This window comes from Lentzea albida (assembly GCF_900111005.1).
GTDB classification, from domain to species: Bacteria; Actinomycetota; Actinomycetes; order Mycobacteriales; family Pseudonocardiaceae; genus Lentzea; species Lentzea albida.
In genome coordinates this window covers 433,184-447,107 of sequence record NZ_FOFV01000001.1, presented here as the reverse complement: position 1 = coordinate 447,107, position 13,924 = coordinate 433,184, and the positions used below count along the sequence as shown (strand labels likewise).

Here is a 13,924-nt window from a genome sequence, read left to right as displayed (position 1 = left end):
ACCGGCCGTGCGGCAGACACCAGCCGTGCCGCAGGCACGAGCCCTGCACCCGCCCGGCCGTCCAGCCCCTACAGCGGCGCCTTCTCCCCGCCCGACCGGATGTGCGTCGGCGGCCCCTCCACCCCGCAGTGCAGGCACTCGCCGGGGTGCGGCGCCTCCTGCTGCTCGGGCGCCGCCGCCAGCACCCGGTTGTCCACGCCGAAGGCCAGCACGCCACCGATGATCGCGGCCACCGCGCACAGCACGAGGGCCATCTCCCACCCGGCGGTCATCACGGCGGGGTTCGTGTAGTCGTCGCCCATCAACCCCACCGCGGCGGGCAGCACGGCCGTCGCGAGCAGGCCGCCGGTGCGGGCCACGGCGTTGTTCACGCCCGAGGCGACACCCGCGTGGTGATCAGGGGCGGAGGCGAGCACGGTCGCGGTCACCGGGGCCACCACGATCGCCAGGCCGATGCCGAACACCAGCACGCCGGGCAGGACGCCGAGGACGTACGAGGCACCGGGCACGACGTTGCGGAGCAGCAGCATGCCCAGACCGACGAGGATCGGGCCGATGATCAGCTGCAACCGAGGGCCGTGGCGCTGGGCGATGCGGCCGGACGTCGAGGACGCCAGCAGCATGATGATCGTGATCGGCACGCTGGCCAGGCCCGACGCCGTCGGCGAGTAGCCCAGCGAGATCTGCAGTTGCAGCACGAGCAGCACCATCACGCCGCCCAGCGCCGCGTAGACGAGGAACGTCAGGACGTTCGAGACCAGGAACGTCCGGTTGCGGAACAGCTCCGGCGGCACCAGGGGGTCGGACGACCGCTTCTGCACCACGCCGAACGCGATCATCGCGACCAGTCCGGCGAAGGCCACCAGGTACGACTGCTCGACCAGGCCGCCCGTCAGCAGCGCGAGACCCAGCGCGCCGACCAGCGCGGACAGGTAGTTCGGGTGGCCCGCCTCGTCGTCCTGCGACTCCGGCACGAACCGCAGCGCGAGGACCACGCACAGGGCCGCCACCGGCAGGTTCACCAGGAACGCGAGCCGCCACGACCAGGCCTGCACGAGCAGCCCGCCGACCAGCGGCCCGACGGCGGTGGCCACGCCGGAGAGACCCGACCACGCGCCGATCGCCCGCGAGCGGTCCTCGCGGTTGAACGACGACTGCAGGATCGCCAGCGCGCCGGGTGTCAGCAACGCGGCGCCGACGCCCTGCAGCACACGGGCCGCCACCAGCACCGGGACGTTCCACGCGGCACCGCACAGCAGCGACGCCACGCCGAACCAGATCACGCCGACGACGTAGACGCGACGACGTCCGAACCGGTCGCCGAGCGAGCCGGCGACCAGGATCAGCGAGGCCAGGGCCAGCAGGTACCCGTTCAGGATCCACTGCAGGTCGGTGACCGACGCGTCGAACTCCGCGCCGATCCGGGGCAGCGCCACGTTGACGATCGTCCCGTCGAGCATGGCCATGCCCGACCCGAGGATCGTCGTCGTCAGCACCCAGCGGGCGCGTGGCGTGCCCCAGGCGATCAAGACGGCCGGTTCAGCGTGGCGACGAACTTGTAGCGGTCGCCGCGGTAGACCGAACGCACCCACTCGATCGGATTGCCGTCGGTGTCGTACGAGTGCCGTGAGAGCAGCAGCATCGGCAGGCCGATGTCGGCGCCGAGCAGTTCTGCCTCTTCAGGCGACGCGAGGGCGGTCTCGATCGTCTCCTCGGCGTGTCCCATCTCGACACCGAACCGCTCGGACAGCACCTGGTACAGCGAGGCGCCGGGCGCCAGGTACCGGCGCAGCCCGCGGAAGCGGCCCAGCGCGAGGTGGGTCGTCTCGATCGCCATCGGCTCGTTGTCGGCGAGGCGCAGGCGGTGCAGCCGCAGGACCTTGGCGCCGGGACGCACGCCGAGCAGCCGCGCGAGCTCGGCCTCCGCGGGCATCTCGGAGGCCTCGATCAGCTTGGACGACGGCACGCGGCCCTGGGCGCGCATGTCCTCTGTGTACGAAGACAGCTGCAACCTCTGGGCGACCTTGGGTTCCGCCGCAAAGGTGCCCTTGCCCTGCACACGGAGCAGCCGGCCTTCCACCGTGAGCTCGGCGAGCGCCTGGCGGACGGTCGTCCTGGAGACGTCGAACTCCGCGGCCAGCGACCGTTCCGTGGGGATCGGCGAACCGGGCGGCAGCGCCCTCAACAGGTCGAGCAGGTGCCGCTTGAGACCCCAGTACTTGGGTTCGCGTTGCGCACGCGTCCTGGCGTCCACGCCTGATGCAGGCGTCGTCTCCAGCATGGCCTCCTCCTCGCACTCCATGTCACGCATCACAAGGATGCCTTGTCCGTGTCGATTCGTGCGTCCGAACCCCCGACATCCGTCCCGAAATTCGTCCGATGACTTCGCAACGTCTTGGTCACGCGCTTGACAGACGCGGTGACGCAGCACACGCTGTTCCGCATTGGTCTACACCACTTGGACGTTCCGGCCGAGAGCCGGGCTTGGTGAAAGGGCGCGAACTGTGAAGGGCTGGAGAGGACTCGCTGTCGGTGCCGCCGCGCTGGCAGTGGCCGTGTCAGGTTGTGGCACGAGCACGAGCAGCGGTGGCGGCACGGAGACCAAAGAGATCACCGTGTGGCTCATGGACGGCTCCGCGGCGCCGACCCTGACCGACGCCTTGAACAAGGAGTTCGAGTCGGCGAACGGCATCAAGGTCAAGTACGAGGTCCAGAAGTGGACCGGCATCCAGGAGAAGCTGACCACCGCGCTGGCCAGCAGCACGCCGCCGGACGTCATCGAGCTCGGCAACACCCAGACGGCGTCCTTCGCCGACCAGGGCACGCTGGCCGACCTGACCGCTGACGCGGGCCAGTTCAACGGTGGCGAGTGGCTCGGCGGTCTCAAGGACTCGCTGACGCTGAACGGCAAGCAGTACGGCGTTCCGTTCTACGCCGCGAACCGCACGGTCATCTACCGCACCGACCTGCTGCAGGCCGCGGGCGTCGCGCAGCCGCCGACCTCGCGTGCCGAGTGGATCGACGCGATCAACAAGCTCAAGGCCGCGAACGCGTCCAACCCGGACTTCCAGGCCCTGTACCTGCCCGGTCAGTCCTGGTACTTCCTGCTGTCCCTCATCTGGGACGAGGGCGGCGACATCGCCAAGCAGGACGGCGGCAAGTGGACCGGCACGCTCGACACCCCGCAGGCGAAGGCGGGCTTCGAGGCCTACAAGGCGATCTACGACGCGTCGGCCACCAAGAAGGTCCCGGCTGACATCGACGAGGCGAAGCCCCAGCAGATGGAGGTCTTCGGCACGGGCAACGTCGGCATGATGGTCGGCCTCCCGTGGGAGCTCGGCGGCGCCGTGAAGGCGAACGCGGACCTGGCCACCAAGACCGCGGCCTTCCCGATCCCGTCCAAGAAGGCCGGCTCGTCCGCCCCCGTGTTCCTCGGCGGCTCGAACCTCGCCATCCCGGCGTCCTCCAAGAACGCGGACGCGGCCAAGAAGTACCTGGCCCTGCTGTCGTCCAAGAAGTACCAGGACATGCTCGCCGAGGGCGGCGCGGTTCCCGGCACCTCGAAGGACACCGCGAAGCTCGCGAGCAACGCGATCGGCAAGGCCATGGCGGACTCGTCCCCCAACGGCAAGGTCACCCCGGTGACCCCGAAGTGGGCGGCCGTCGAGGCGGGCCAGAACCCGCTGAAGGACGCTCTCACCGCGTACCTGACCGGCGCGAAGTCGCTGGACCAGGCCACGAAGGACGCGAGCGACGCCATCACCAAGGCCATGGCCTAGCCAAGCTGAGATGACGGCCGTCGAAACGACCGAAACGGCAGCGCCGGCAGGGGACATCCCTCCGGCGCTGCCGCCTGCCGTGACGGGTGGGGCGCGCAAGCGCCGCCGCCGGGGCAGCGCCTTCGACCGGGCGCTGCCCTACCTGCTGCTCGCTCCCGCTCTCATCGCGATCCTCTGGCTGATCGGCTGGCCGGTCGTCTCCGTCTTCGTGACGAGCTTCCGCCAGCTGAACCTCGGCGAGCTGGTCCGCGGCGAGATCGTGTGGACGGGCCTCGACAACTACACGACCGTGCTGCAGGACGAGCGCTTCTGGGAAGTCTCGCTGCGGACCGTCGTGTTCACCGTCTCCGTCGTCGGGGCGTCGGTGGGCGCGGGCCTCGGCATCGCCCTGCTGATGCGCGTGCTGACGCCGTGGGTGCGGATCGCCCTGCAGATCGCGATGCTCTGCGCGTGGGCCATGCCGATCCTCGCGTCGACCACGGTCTACCAGTGGATGTTCGACCAGAACTACGGCATCTTGAACAAGACGCTGGTGCAGCTGGGCTTCGACTCGTTCGCCGGCTACTCGTGGTTCTCCTCGGGCTCGTCGACGCTGTCCGTCGTCGGCCTGTTGATCATCTGGCAGGCGATCCCCTTCCTCGCCTTCTCGCTCTACGCCGGACTCGTCGGCATCCCGCGCGACCTCTACGAGGCGGCGGGCATCGACGGCGCCTCGCCGTGGCAGACGTTCCGCGCGGTGACGTGGCCGGAGATCAAGTCGCTGCTGATGATGGTGACGTTCCTCTCGACCCTGTGGGACTTCAAGGTCTTCGCCCAGATCTGGGTGTTCCGCGAGGGCGGTCCCAGCGGGCAGAGCACGACGCTGCCGGTCCTGCAGTACCTGGAGGGCATCGCGAAGAGCCACTTCGGCGTCGCGGCCGCGATCTCCGTGCTGATGATGGTCATCCTGGGCCTGATCACGTTCCAGTACCTGCGGAAGCTCCTGCAGACCGAGGAGGGGAAGATCTGATGCTCAAGAAGTCGGCGGCCAACGTCGCTGGTCTCGCACTCGCTCTGTTCTTCCTCTTCCCGACGTACTGGATGATCACGACGGCGTTGAAGCCCAAGGGCTCGACGATCACGTCGGACTACGACCTCATCCCGTTCTCGGTGACGTTCTCGAACTTCGTCACCGCGTGGACGAAGCCGGGCTTCCTGTCGTCGCTCGGCAACAGCCTCCTGGTGACGCTGACCGCGGTCCTGGCCGCGATCGTCATCGGCATCACGGCGGCGGTCGCCATGTCGCGCTTCGCGTTCCGCGGCCGCAAGAGCTTCGTGCTGCTGATGCTGGTCGCGCAGATGGCGCCGTTCGAGGCGTTGCTGATCCCGATGTTCCTGATGATGCGGGACCTGCAGCTCTATGAACACCTGTCGTCGCTGATCCTCGTGTACTTCGCGGTGACGCTGCCGTTCTGCGCGTGGACGTTGCGCGGGTTCGTCAACGGCATCCCGATCGAGCTCGAGGAAGCCGCGATGGTCGACGGGTGCGGCCGGTGGAAGGCGTTCCAGAAGGTGACGCTGCCGCTGCTCGGTCCGGGTCTCGTGGCGACGTCGGTCTTCGCGTTCATCACCGCGTGGAACGAGTTCCTGTTCGCCAAGGTGCTGATCCGCAGCCAGGACCTGGAGACGCTGCCCGTGTGGCTGTCCGGGTTCCAGACCGCGTTCGGCACCGACTGGGGTGGCGCGATGGCCGCGTCCGTCCTGTTCACCGTGCCCGCGCTGGTGTTCTTCCTGATCGTCCAGCGCAAGATGGTCGCCGGTGTCACCGCCGGTGCCGTGAAGGGATGACGCGTGGATCAGTTGGCCGCTGCCGTTCTGCTTCCCGGTTTCCACGGAACGACCGCCCCCGACTGGTTGCTGCGGCGGGTCGCTGACGGCCTCGGCGGCGTTGTGCTCTTCGGGCGCAACGTCGTCGACGACGCCCAGGTGACCGCGCTCTGCGGCGAACTGCGTTCGGTGCGCCCGGACGCGGTGATCGGCATCGACGAGGAGGGCGGCGACGTCACGCGTCTCGACGCGGGCCGCGGCTCCGAGGTGCCGGGCAACCACGCCCTGGGCGCGGCGGACGACCTGGACCTCACGAGGTCCGTCGCCGCGTCCATCGGGTCCCGCCTCGCGAAGTGCGGGATCTCGCTCAACCTCGCGCCGTCCGCGGACCTGGTGCTGACCCTCGACGACCCGATCATCGGCGTCCGCGCGTTCGGCTCGGACCCGGTGCTCGCCGCCCGGCACGTCGCCGCGTGGGTCGAGGGACTGCAGGCCGTGGGCGTCGCCGCCTGCGCCAAGCACTTCCCGGGCCACGGGGCGTCCACTGAGGACTCGCACGAGCAGCTGCCGGTGCTCCCCCGCACCGAGGAGCAACTGCGGGCCGTGGAGCTCGTGCCGTTCCGGGCGGCCGTGAACGCGGGCGTCCGCTCGATCATGACCGGCCACCTCGTGGTCCCCGAGTGGGGTCCGCAGCCGGTGACGCTGAACAAGCACGCGATCGACCTGCTGCGCACCGAACTCGGCTTCACCGGTGCGCTGATCACCGACGGCCTGGACATGAAGGCTGTCGGCGGAGACCTGGCCCACGGCGCCGTGCGCGCACTGGCCGCCGGCGTGGACGCGCTCTGCCTCGGCGGGATCGCGTTGGACGACGACGATCTGCAGTGGCTGATCGACTCGATCGTCGCCGCGGTGAAGTCCGGTGACCTCTCCGAGGAACGGCTGACGCAGGCGGCCGCGCGGTCGCTGGCGCTCGGGCTGCCGCCGTCCACAGTGGACGCGCATGACGCCGAGATCGGTCTCACAGCCGCTCGGCGTGCCATCGAGGTGCGCGGCCGGGTTAGTGTCGGGTCGAGCCCGGTCGTCGTCGACCTCGTGGTGGACCCGTCGATCGCGGTCGGCGACGTCCCGTGGGGCCTCGGCCCGTACCTCCACGAGGTGCTGCCGGGCACGGAGATCATCGCCGCGCGCGACGTCTCCGCGGCCGAAGTTGCGGAAGTCGCGGGTGACCGCACGATTGTGGTCGTGACCCGGGACGCGCACCGCCACACGAGCGCTCGACAACTGGTAACAAACTTAACTAATCTGGAGCTGGACGTCGTGCACGTCGAAACCGGCGTGCCAGGTCCGGACCTGGGCAGCGTCGCCCGCATCGACACCCACGGCGGTTCTCGGGTGAGCCTCCGAGCCGCGGCCGAGCTGATCCTGAAAGGCACGACATGACCACGCCAGGCCGTCACATGGCAGCGGAGATCGCCGCCCAGCCGTCGATCTTCTCGTCCCTCTACGAGTCGCGCTCGGCGATCGCCGAGGTGGCCGCCGTGATCCGCGAACGCGCGCCGCGCTTCGTGCTGTTCGCGGCCCGCGGCTCGAGCGACCACGCCGCGATCTACGCGAAGTACCTGACCGAGGTCCTGCTGGAGCTCCCGGCGGGCCTGGTCTCCGCGTCGACCACCACCCTGTACGGCGCCGAGCCGGACCTGCGCGACGTGCTGCTCGTGACGGTGTCGCAGTCCGGCGGCTCCCCCGACCTGCTGGAGGTCACCGCCTCCTACCGCAGGCGCGGCGCGCTGACCGTGGCCGTGACGAACACGCCCGACTCGCCCCTGAACGCGGCCGCCGAGCTCTCGGTGAACGTCTCGGCGGGCGTCGAGCACGCGGTCGCCGCCACCAAGACCTACTCGGCGACGCTGCTGGCCCTGTACTTGCTGGTCGACGCGGTGCGCGGCGGCAACGGCGAGGCAGCGGCCAACCTCGGCGAGCTGGCCCAAGTCACGCTCGACGCGTCGGCTCCGACCGTGGACGAGGCGGTGCGCCGCTACCGGTTCGTGGACCGGGTCCTGACCACCGGCCGCGGCTACTCCTACGCCACGGCACTGGAGGCGTCGCTGAAGCTGGCCGAGACCTCCTACCTCGCGGCCCGCGCGTACAGCGGCGCCGACCTGCTGCACGGCCCGGTCGCCGCCGTCGACGGCGAGACCGCGGTGCTGGCGATCACGTCGCTGGGCAAGGGCGGCGACTCGCTGCGCGACGCCCTCGACGTGGTGCACCAGCGCGGTGCGGACGTCGTGGCGGTCGGCTCGGCCTCGGAGAAGGTCGGGGCGACGCTGTCGATCGGCATCCCGGAGACGGCCGAGGAAGTGGCGCCGGTGCTGGAGATCCTGCCCGTGCAGCGCCTGGCCTACGGCCTGGCGCTGGCCCGCGGTGGCGACCCGGACAGCCCGCGCGGCCTGAACAAGGTCACCCGCACGCTCTGAGCCGCACCACCGGAAGAGCCCGCCTGGTCCCCCCAGGCGGGCTCTTTTTTCCTTATCCGAACACTTCTGCGACGAGCTTCGCCGTGATCTCCTGGAACGCCTGCGCCAGCGACAGGTCCGCGTCGTCGACGTAGTTCAGCGCGGCGGTCAGGGACTTGCTGCCGTCGGCCGTGGCGTACATCAGCGCGCCGTGGCCGATCGCGCCGCCGTTGTGGCTGATCACCTTGCCGCTGCCCGTTTCCGTCACGAACACACCCAGGCCGTACGGCACCTTCGGGTGCGGTTCGAGCATCTCGGCGAGCAACGGCGCCGGCAGGAGGTCACCGCGCAGGAGCGCCCTGATGAACGTCCCCAGGTCCGCGGTCGTCGAGATCATGTCGCCGCCGCTCGAGACCCAGGACGGGTCGATGCGGGTGACGTCGACGATCCGCTCCCCGCCGTCGTCGTAGCGGTAGTAGGCGTGGGCGTGGGGCTCGGCGATCTCCGGACCGGTCGGCACCGACGTGTCGTTCAGCCCGAGCGGGTCGAGGACCAGCTTCCGCATCGCCTCGGCGATCGGCGTGCCGGTGACCTTCTCGACCAGCAGCCTGGCGATCACGTAGTTGGTGTTGGCGTAGCTCCAGTCCGTCCCCGGCTCGAACCGCACCGGCTTGGACAGCGCGAACCGCACCAGGTCCTCCGCCTTGTGCGACTGGAACCGGGCTTCCACGAACTCCTTGCCCTGCCAGAGGATTCCCGGCGCGACCGTGCCGTCCTCGTAGTACTCGCCGGTGTGGTTGAACAACCCGCTGGTGTGCTGGAGCAGCATCCGGACGGTGATCCGGCGGTCGATCCCGAACTCGGGCAGGTGGTCGTCCACCGGGCCGTCGAGCTCGACCAGGCCGTCCGCCACGAGCCGCAGCACCGCGACCGCGACGAACGTCTTGGTGTTGCTGCCGATCCGCACGTGCCCGTTCGGCGGGGGTTCCGCGTTCCCGTCGATCTCACTGCGCCCGGCCCTCCAGGTGCTGTCACCGGTTTCGTCGTGCAGGCGCAGCTCCACACCGGTGAAAGCGGCGTCGACCATGTCCTGGGTGATCTTCTGCATCGTCGTGCTCCTAACGGTTTTCGAGGTGATGGTCAGAGGCTGCGGGCGGTGATGTCGCCGTAGGACGTGGTGGCGCGGATGGTGATGCCGTCCGTGCCGTCGTTGCGCAGCGAGTTGGTGACGCGGCCGTGGGACGTGCCGGCGTCGAGCGAGGCGGACCGCGCGGTGGCGACGGTGATGTCACCCTTGAGGGTGGTGATCTCGGCGGATCCGGTGAGGCGGCCGACCGTGACGTCACCGGCCTGGGTCGCGAGGCGGACGTCGGCGGCCTCGTCGATCTTGATCTCGCCCTGGGCGGACTCGAACGCGATGTCGCCGAGACGTCCGACGCCGCGGAACTGAGCGGCGGCGACCTTGGCCTCGACCCGCGATCCGGCGGGCAGTCCGACGGTGACCTCGACGGCACCGGACGGGCCGAGGACCTTGCCGCCGGCCTCGGACGTGATGCGCAGGACGCCGTCGGTGAAGTCGACCTCGACCTGCGCGGCGGCCTTCACGTCGCGGCCCCGGGAGGCGTCGGCGGGGAGGACCTCGACGGAGGTGTCGGTGCGGTCGGCGGCGATGAACTGGACCCGGCCCGCGGGGATGTCGAGCACGGTGGCGATGGGGGCGGGGGTGGCGAAGGTGTGCATCTCTGGCTCCTGTGGCTCGGTGTTTCTGATGAGCGAAACGCTACGTTGCGTTTCCACATCGAGCCAACAGCTTCGTTGCATGTCAGTCGTTTTATTGCTGTTCAAAGCAGCTATATCGTTGCAACCGTCTGGATTTTCAACGCAACGTTGCGTTGCAATGGATTGAGATCGAACAGCGAAAAGGGCGCCTCCCCCGATCCACCGGGGGAGGCGCCCTTCTCGTCGTTCGGTGATCTACTGGCCGGCGGTGGCGTACCCGGCCGCGACGGGCGGTGCGACGGGCACCTCCGCGTCGAAGACGACCCGGCCGTCGACCCAGACCTTCTTGGGCCGCAGGTCGTCGTCCCACCACACGAGGTCCGCGACGGCACCCGGCGCGAGGCGGCCGAGACCGGACTCGCCGATGACCTCGGCGGGCACGATCGTCGCCGAGGCGAGGGCGTCGGCCACCGGCACACCGACGGAGACGATGTTCCGCACGGCGCGGTCCAGCGTCAGCGCCGAGCCGGCGATCGTGCCCTCCGGCGAACGCGGCACGCCGTCCTCGGTGAGCAGCACGTCCGCGCCACCGAGGTGGTAGCGGCCGGGCGGCATCCCCGCGGCGGCGACGGCATCGGTGACCAGCGCGACCCGTGCACCGGCCGCGTTGAACACGAGGCGGCACACGTCCGGGCCCACGTGGGCCAGGTCCGCGATGAGACCGAGGGTGAAGCGCTCGTCGACCAGAGCCACGCCGGGCACACCGGGTTCGCGGTGCCCCAACGGCCTCTGGGCGTTGAACAGGTGCGTCACCATCCGCGCACCGGCGTCCGCGGCGGCCCGCGTCTGCTCACCGGTGGCGTCCGAGTGGCCGACGGCGACGAGCACGCCGGCCTCGGCGAGCCTGCGAACGGCTTCGAAACCACCCGGCTGCTCGGGTGCCATCGTCACCATCCGCAGCGCGCGGCGGATCAGGTCGTCGTCCAGCAGCGCCGAGATCTGGTCCGGACCAGGCTCGACCATGAACGACGGGTCGTGCACCCCTGCCCGTTTGGGCGACAGGAAGGGGCCTTCGAGGTGCACGCCCAGCGGCCGCGCACCCACCCCGTCCGGCAGCGCGGCGGAGGCGGCGAGCACGGCACGGGCCTGCCTGAGGACCACGTCGACCGGTGCGGTGATCAACGTGGGCAAGAACCGGGTCACACCGGTGGACGGCAGAGCTTCGGCCACGGAACGCATCCCGTGGGCGTCCACCTCGGCGAAGTCGACGCCGACGGCGCCGTTCACCTGCACGTCGACCAGGCCCGGCGTCAGCAGGCCGTCGGACAGGACCTCCGCGCCGGGTGGTGCTTCACCGGTGGTCACCTCGACGATGCGGCCGTCCCTGATCCGCACCGAGGCAGGACCGACGATCGTGCGACCGAGCAATGCGCGCGGTGCTGCGACAACGGCGTCCAAGATCCCTCCTTGAATGGTCCAGACCATTATGGCCACAACTGCGGTTCTCGTCACGTGTCGTTAGTAGATAACCATCTCACACAGCAGTTGGTGAATGAAGCCCGAAATGCCCGGCATGCCACGAAGATGACCATCTGTGGCGCATACTGGGCACCAGACATCCGAGGTCTACGACGAGTTGAGGGTGCTGTGGCAGTCACCGACGATGCGATCCTGCGCGTCAAGGAGATGATCGTTTCGGGCGAGCTCAAGCCCGGCGACCGCCTCCCGCGAGAGGCTGACCTGGCAGAACGCCTCGGACTGTCCCGCAACTCGCTGCGCGAGGCCGTCAAGGCGCTGTCCTTGGTGCGCGTTCTCGACGTCCGCCAGGGCGACGGCACGTACGTCTCGTCACTGCGCGCGGACGACCTGCTCGGTGCTCTGTCCTTCGTCCTCGACCTGCACCGAGGCGAGGATTCCGTCTTGGAGGTCCTCCAAGTACGCCGCATCCTCGAGCCCGCGGCGGCCGCAATGGCCGCCCAAAGGGTGGAACCGGACGAGATCGTGAGGCTCCGCGCCCTCTGCGACGCGGCCGAGAGCGCCAAGTCCGTCGAGGAGTTGGTCGAGCACGACCTCGACTTCCACCGCGCCATCGCCCAGTGCTCGGGCAACGCCTACCTGGCCCAGCTCCTCGACACCCTGGCAGGCCCCACCGTGCGGGTGCGGATCTGGCGCGGCATCACCCAGTCGAACGCCGTGGACCGCACGGTCGCCGAGCACCGCGCCATCGTGGACGCGCTGGCCGCGCACCAGCCGGAGCTCGCGCGCAGCTGGTCCACGGTGCACGTGGCCGGCGTCGAGCAGTGGCTGTCGGACCTGGCCTAGTCGAAGTCGCCGCGCTTGACGGCGTCCAGGAACACGCCCCAGCCGGGGACCTCGACGGTCGACGGCTTGTTCTTGGAGTCGCGCACCAGCGCGGTGGAGCTGTCGAGCGCCACCTCGACGCAGTCGCCGTTGCCCCCGCTGTTGCTGCGACTGCTCTTGCGCCACGCGACGGACACTTCGATCCCTACCTCTCGGCAGCCAACCTCTCGATCAACGCGGCGGACTCCTCCGGGGTCAACGCCAGCTTCGAGAGGTGCTTGAAGGTCAGGGTAGCGGACTTCACCCGTGCCGGATCCTCGATGTGGATCGACCCTTCGGTGTGCTCGACCTACAGCACACGAGGGTCGCTGGGGTAGGGAAAGTCCAGCAGGGTGAACGACCCGTTGTACCCCTCGTGCAGGCCCACCGAATCCAGGATGACCTGCACTGTGACGGTGGGCAGCCCTGCCATCTCGTTGATGTACGAGAGCTGTTCCCGGTCCGCGTGGCGAAGCGCGGACTCCGTGATGACGGCGTGGTACCTACCGGACCGGCTTGTCGTCCTGAAGGCGCTGCTTTCGGCGAGTTCGAATCGCGATCTGGTCCTCGACCCACTTCCTCGACCGCGGCGTCGTGCTCGAGGCTGATGTACCCCTGGTCCTCCAGCCGGTACTGGTGCCACCAGGCCTTCTCGTCCGCGAGCTGCCACATCTCGACGTACGGCTTCTGGTCGTCGGCGATCACGCCGTACACGTCGAGCATCGTCTCGAAGGCGCTGTAGTCCGGCACTTGGCCGTTCTCGATGCGGCTGACCTTGGGCACGTTGTAGTGCAGCCGGTCGGCGATCTCCTTCTGGCTGAGGCCAGCCCTCTCCCGCAGTTCTTGCAGCACTCTGCCGAGGCGCCGCTGCCGGAACGTGGGTTCGGACACGAATGAGACGTTATCGGCTTGATCTGGAATCTGAGATTCTCACCGCGCTAGACCTGGCGCAGCTGTTCCAGGACCACCCGAACGGCTGGCTGCCCGTCCGCCCGGTTCCGCACCACCGCCGACACGGTCCGAAAGATCTGCTGCGTCAACGGCCGCAACGCCACCCCGGGCCGCCGAGCCACCGAGGGCACCAACGCCACCCCGAGCCCCGCCTCGACCAGCCCGCACATCACCCCGAAGTCGTCGCAGTAGGCCTGCGCCCGCGGCACGAACCCGGCCGCCCCGCACGCCCGCTGCGTCAGCTCGTGGCACGACGCGTCGGTGCGCGGCATGATCCACGGCCGGTCCGCCAACACCGAAAGATCCACGGAATCCTGCTGCACCAACGGATCCGACAACGGCAGGGCGACGTTCACCGGCTCCACGAACAGCTCGAACGACTCGCACGACTCCGGCAGTGAGCGCGGCATGATGTTGTACGAGTGGATGACGGCGATGTCGATGTCCCCGCGCCGCAACGCGGGCAGGGACGCCTCCGGCTCCATCTCGTGCACGAACAGGTCCACATCGGACCCGTGCTCCGACCGCAGCACCTGGATCACGCGCGGCAGCAACGCGGCGACCGACACGAACGCCCCGACGCGCACCACGCCGGACACCGAGGTCCGCAGCGACGCCAGGTCGGCCTCGGCGGCGGCGAGTTGGTCCAGCACCAGTTGCGTGTGCGCGGCCAGCACGTGCCCGGCGCGCGTCAACGCCAACCGGCGCCCGTCCCGTTCGACCAGCGCGACGCCGGCCTCGCGTTCCAGGGCCGCGAGCTGCTGGGAGACCGCGGGCGAGGTCACGTGCAGGGCCTCGGCGGCGGCCGTGACCGTGCCGTGGACCGACAGAGCGTGGAGCAGCCGAAGCCGCCGTACGTCCAACACAAAGCTG

At 69.5% G+C, this 13,924-nt stretch carries 14 protein-coding genes and 2 pseudogenes; 7 read left to right on the top strand and 9 right to left on the bottom strand.

Annotated features, from left to right (window positions below; all coding sequences use genetic code 11):
• Positions 1–68 precede the first annotated feature (68 nt).
• Both BMY74_RS02250 and BMY74_RS02245 read right to left on the bottom strand, forming a co-directional pair.
• The gene (locus BMY74_RS02250; protein WP_281244933.1) at positions 69–1,529 is read right to left on the bottom strand and encodes an MFS transporter; all 1,461 of its coding nucleotides are present in this window, start codon (positions 1,527–1,529) and stop codon (positions 69–71) included.
• Positions 1,526–2,281, bottom strand: a complete 756-nt coding sequence (locus BMY74_RS02245) for a GntR family transcriptional regulator (protein WP_089910302.1) — start codon at positions 2,279–2,281, stop codon at positions 1,526–1,528. The genes BMY74_RS02250 and BMY74_RS02245 overlap by 4 nt, the downstream gene beginning before the upstream one ends.
• 223 nt (positions 2,282–2,504) lie before the next feature.
• Here BMY74_RS02245 and BMY74_RS02240 point away from each other — a divergent pair, with 223 nt between their 5' ends.
• The 5 genes from BMY74_RS02240 to BMY74_RS02220 are packed head-to-tail and all read left to right on the top strand — an operon-like array spanning position 2,505 to position 8,062.
• Complete coding sequence (locus tag BMY74_RS02240; RefSeq protein ID WP_089908579.1) at positions 2,505–3,779, top strand: sugar ABC transporter substrate-binding protein; 1,275 nt, start codon at positions 2,505–2,507, stop codon at positions 3,777–3,779.
• A gap of 10 nt (positions 3,780–3,789) precedes the next feature.
• Entirely contained in the window at positions 3,790–4,788 is a 999-nt protein-coding gene (locus BMY74_RS02235) for a carbohydrate ABC transporter permease (protein WP_089908576.1), read from the top strand.
• Positions 4,788–5,606 carry a carbohydrate ABC transporter permease gene (locus BMY74_RS02230; protein ID WP_089908573.1) on the top strand — a complete coding sequence of 273 codons (819 nt, stop codon included), beginning with the start codon at positions 4,788–4,790 and terminating at the stop codon, positions 5,604–5,606. Before BMY74_RS02235 ends, BMY74_RS02230 begins: the two co-directional genes overlap by 1 nt.
• A 3-nt stretch (positions 5,607–5,609) precedes the next feature.
• Positions 5,610–7,028: a glycoside hydrolase family 3 protein gene (locus BMY74_RS02225; RefSeq protein ID WP_089908571.1), complete on the top strand. Its 1,419-nt coding sequence runs from the start codon at positions 5,610–5,612 to the stop codon at positions 7,026–7,028.
• 17 nt (positions 7,029–7,045) lie between these two features.
• Positions 7,046–8,062, top strand: a complete 1,017-nt coding sequence (locus BMY74_RS02220; RefSeq protein WP_425434806.1) for an SIS domain-containing protein — start codon at positions 7,046–7,048, stop codon at positions 8,060–8,062.
• Positions 8,063–8,114: 52 nt separating this feature from the next.
• On the opposite strand, the gene BMY74_RS02215 is transcribed toward BMY74_RS02220, so the two are convergent.
• The 3 genes from BMY74_RS02215 to nagA all read right to left on the bottom strand — a co-directional run bounded on the left by BMY74_RS02215 (position 8,115) and on the right by nagA (position 11,218).
• Positions 8,115–9,149, bottom strand: coding sequence for a serine hydrolase domain-containing protein (locus BMY74_RS02215; protein WP_089908565.1), 1,035 nt, complete (start codon positions 9,147–9,149; stop codon positions 8,115–8,117).
• 32 nt (positions 9,150–9,181) lie between these two features.
• The gene (locus BMY74_RS02210; protein ID WP_089908563.1) at positions 9,182–9,781 is read right to left on the bottom strand and encodes a DUF4097 family beta strand repeat-containing protein; all 600 of its coding nucleotides are present in this window, start codon (positions 9,779–9,781) and stop codon (positions 9,182–9,184) included.
• Positions 9,782–10,015: 234 nt separating this feature from the next.
• The gene (nagA, locus tag BMY74_RS02205; RefSeq protein WP_089908560.1) at positions 10,016–11,218 is read right to left on the bottom strand and encodes an N-acetylglucosamine-6-phosphate deacetylase; all 1,203 of its coding nucleotides are present in this window, start codon (positions 11,216–11,218) and stop codon (positions 10,016–10,018) included.
• 189 nt (positions 11,219–11,407) lie between these two features.
• Here nagA and BMY74_RS02200 point away from each other — a divergent pair, with 189 nt between their 5' ends.
• On the top strand, positions 11,408–12,082 hold the full coding sequence (locus BMY74_RS02200) for a FadR/GntR family transcriptional regulator (RefSeq protein WP_089908557.1): 675 nt from the start codon (positions 11,408–11,410) through the stop codon (positions 12,080–12,082).
• Here the strand turns inward: BMY74_RS02200 and BMY74_RS02195 are convergent.
• Positions 12,079–12,258, bottom strand: coding sequence for a DUF397 domain-containing protein (locus tag BMY74_RS02195; protein WP_218159495.1), 180 nt, complete (start codon positions 12,256–12,258; stop codon positions 12,079–12,081). The genes BMY74_RS02200 and BMY74_RS02195 overlap by 4 nt on opposite strands.
• An 8-nt stretch (positions 12,259–12,266) precedes the next feature.
• Positions 12,267–12,743: pseudogene (locus tag BMY74_RS45985) on the bottom strand (DUF5753 domain-containing protein).
• On the opposite strand from BMY74_RS45985, the gene BMY74_RS46590 reads away from it, so the two are divergent.
• Entirely contained in the window at positions 12,708–12,842 is a 135-nt protein-coding gene (locus BMY74_RS46590; protein WP_281244953.1) for a hypothetical protein, read from the top strand. The pseudogene BMY74_RS45985 and the gene BMY74_RS46590 overlap by 36 nt on opposite strands.
• 11 nt (positions 12,843–12,853) lie before the next feature.
• On the opposite strand, the pseudogene BMY74_RS46940 reads toward BMY74_RS46590, so the two are convergent.
• Positions 12,854–12,952, bottom strand: a pseudogene (locus BMY74_RS46940) (helix-turn-helix domain-containing protein); the annotation flags it as partial.
• Between the two features lie 86 nt (positions 12,953–13,038).
• Positions 13,039–13,917, bottom strand: a complete 879-nt coding sequence (locus BMY74_RS02185; RefSeq protein WP_089908548.1) for a LysR family transcriptional regulator — start codon at positions 13,915–13,917, stop codon at positions 13,039–13,041.
• Positions 13,918–13,924 lie beyond the last annotated feature (7 nt).

Excerpts from the sequence above, each read along its gene's own strand:
- BMY74_RS02245 (WP_089910302.1), bottom strand. The coding sequence starts at position 2,281 with ATGCTGGAGACGACGCCTGCATCAGGCGTGGACGCCAGGACGCGTGCG.
- BMY74_RS02235 (WP_089908576.1), top strand. The coding sequence starts at position 3,790 with ATGACGGCCGTCGAAACGACCGAAACGGCAGCGCCGGCAGGGGACATC.
- BMY74_RS02230 (WP_089908573.1), top strand. The coding sequence starts at position 4,788 with ATGCTCAAGAAGTCGGCGGCCAACGTCGCTGGTCTCGCACTCGCTCTG.
- BMY74_RS02220 (WP_425434806.1), top strand. The coding sequence starts at position 7,046 with ATGGCAGCGGAGATCGCCGCCCAGCCGTCGATCTTCTCGTCCCTCTAC.
- BMY74_RS02215 (WP_089908565.1), bottom strand. The coding sequence starts at position 9,149 with ATGCAGAAGATCACCCAGGACATGGTCGACGCCGCTTTCACCGGTGTG.
- BMY74_RS02210 (WP_089908563.1), bottom strand. The coding sequence starts at position 9,781 with ATGCACACCTTCGCCACCCCCGCCCCCATCGCCACCGTGCTCGACATC.
- BMY74_RS46590 (WP_281244953.1), top strand. The coding sequence starts at position 12,708 with ATGTACCCCTGGTCCTCCAGCCGGTACTGGTGCCACCAGGCCTTCTCG.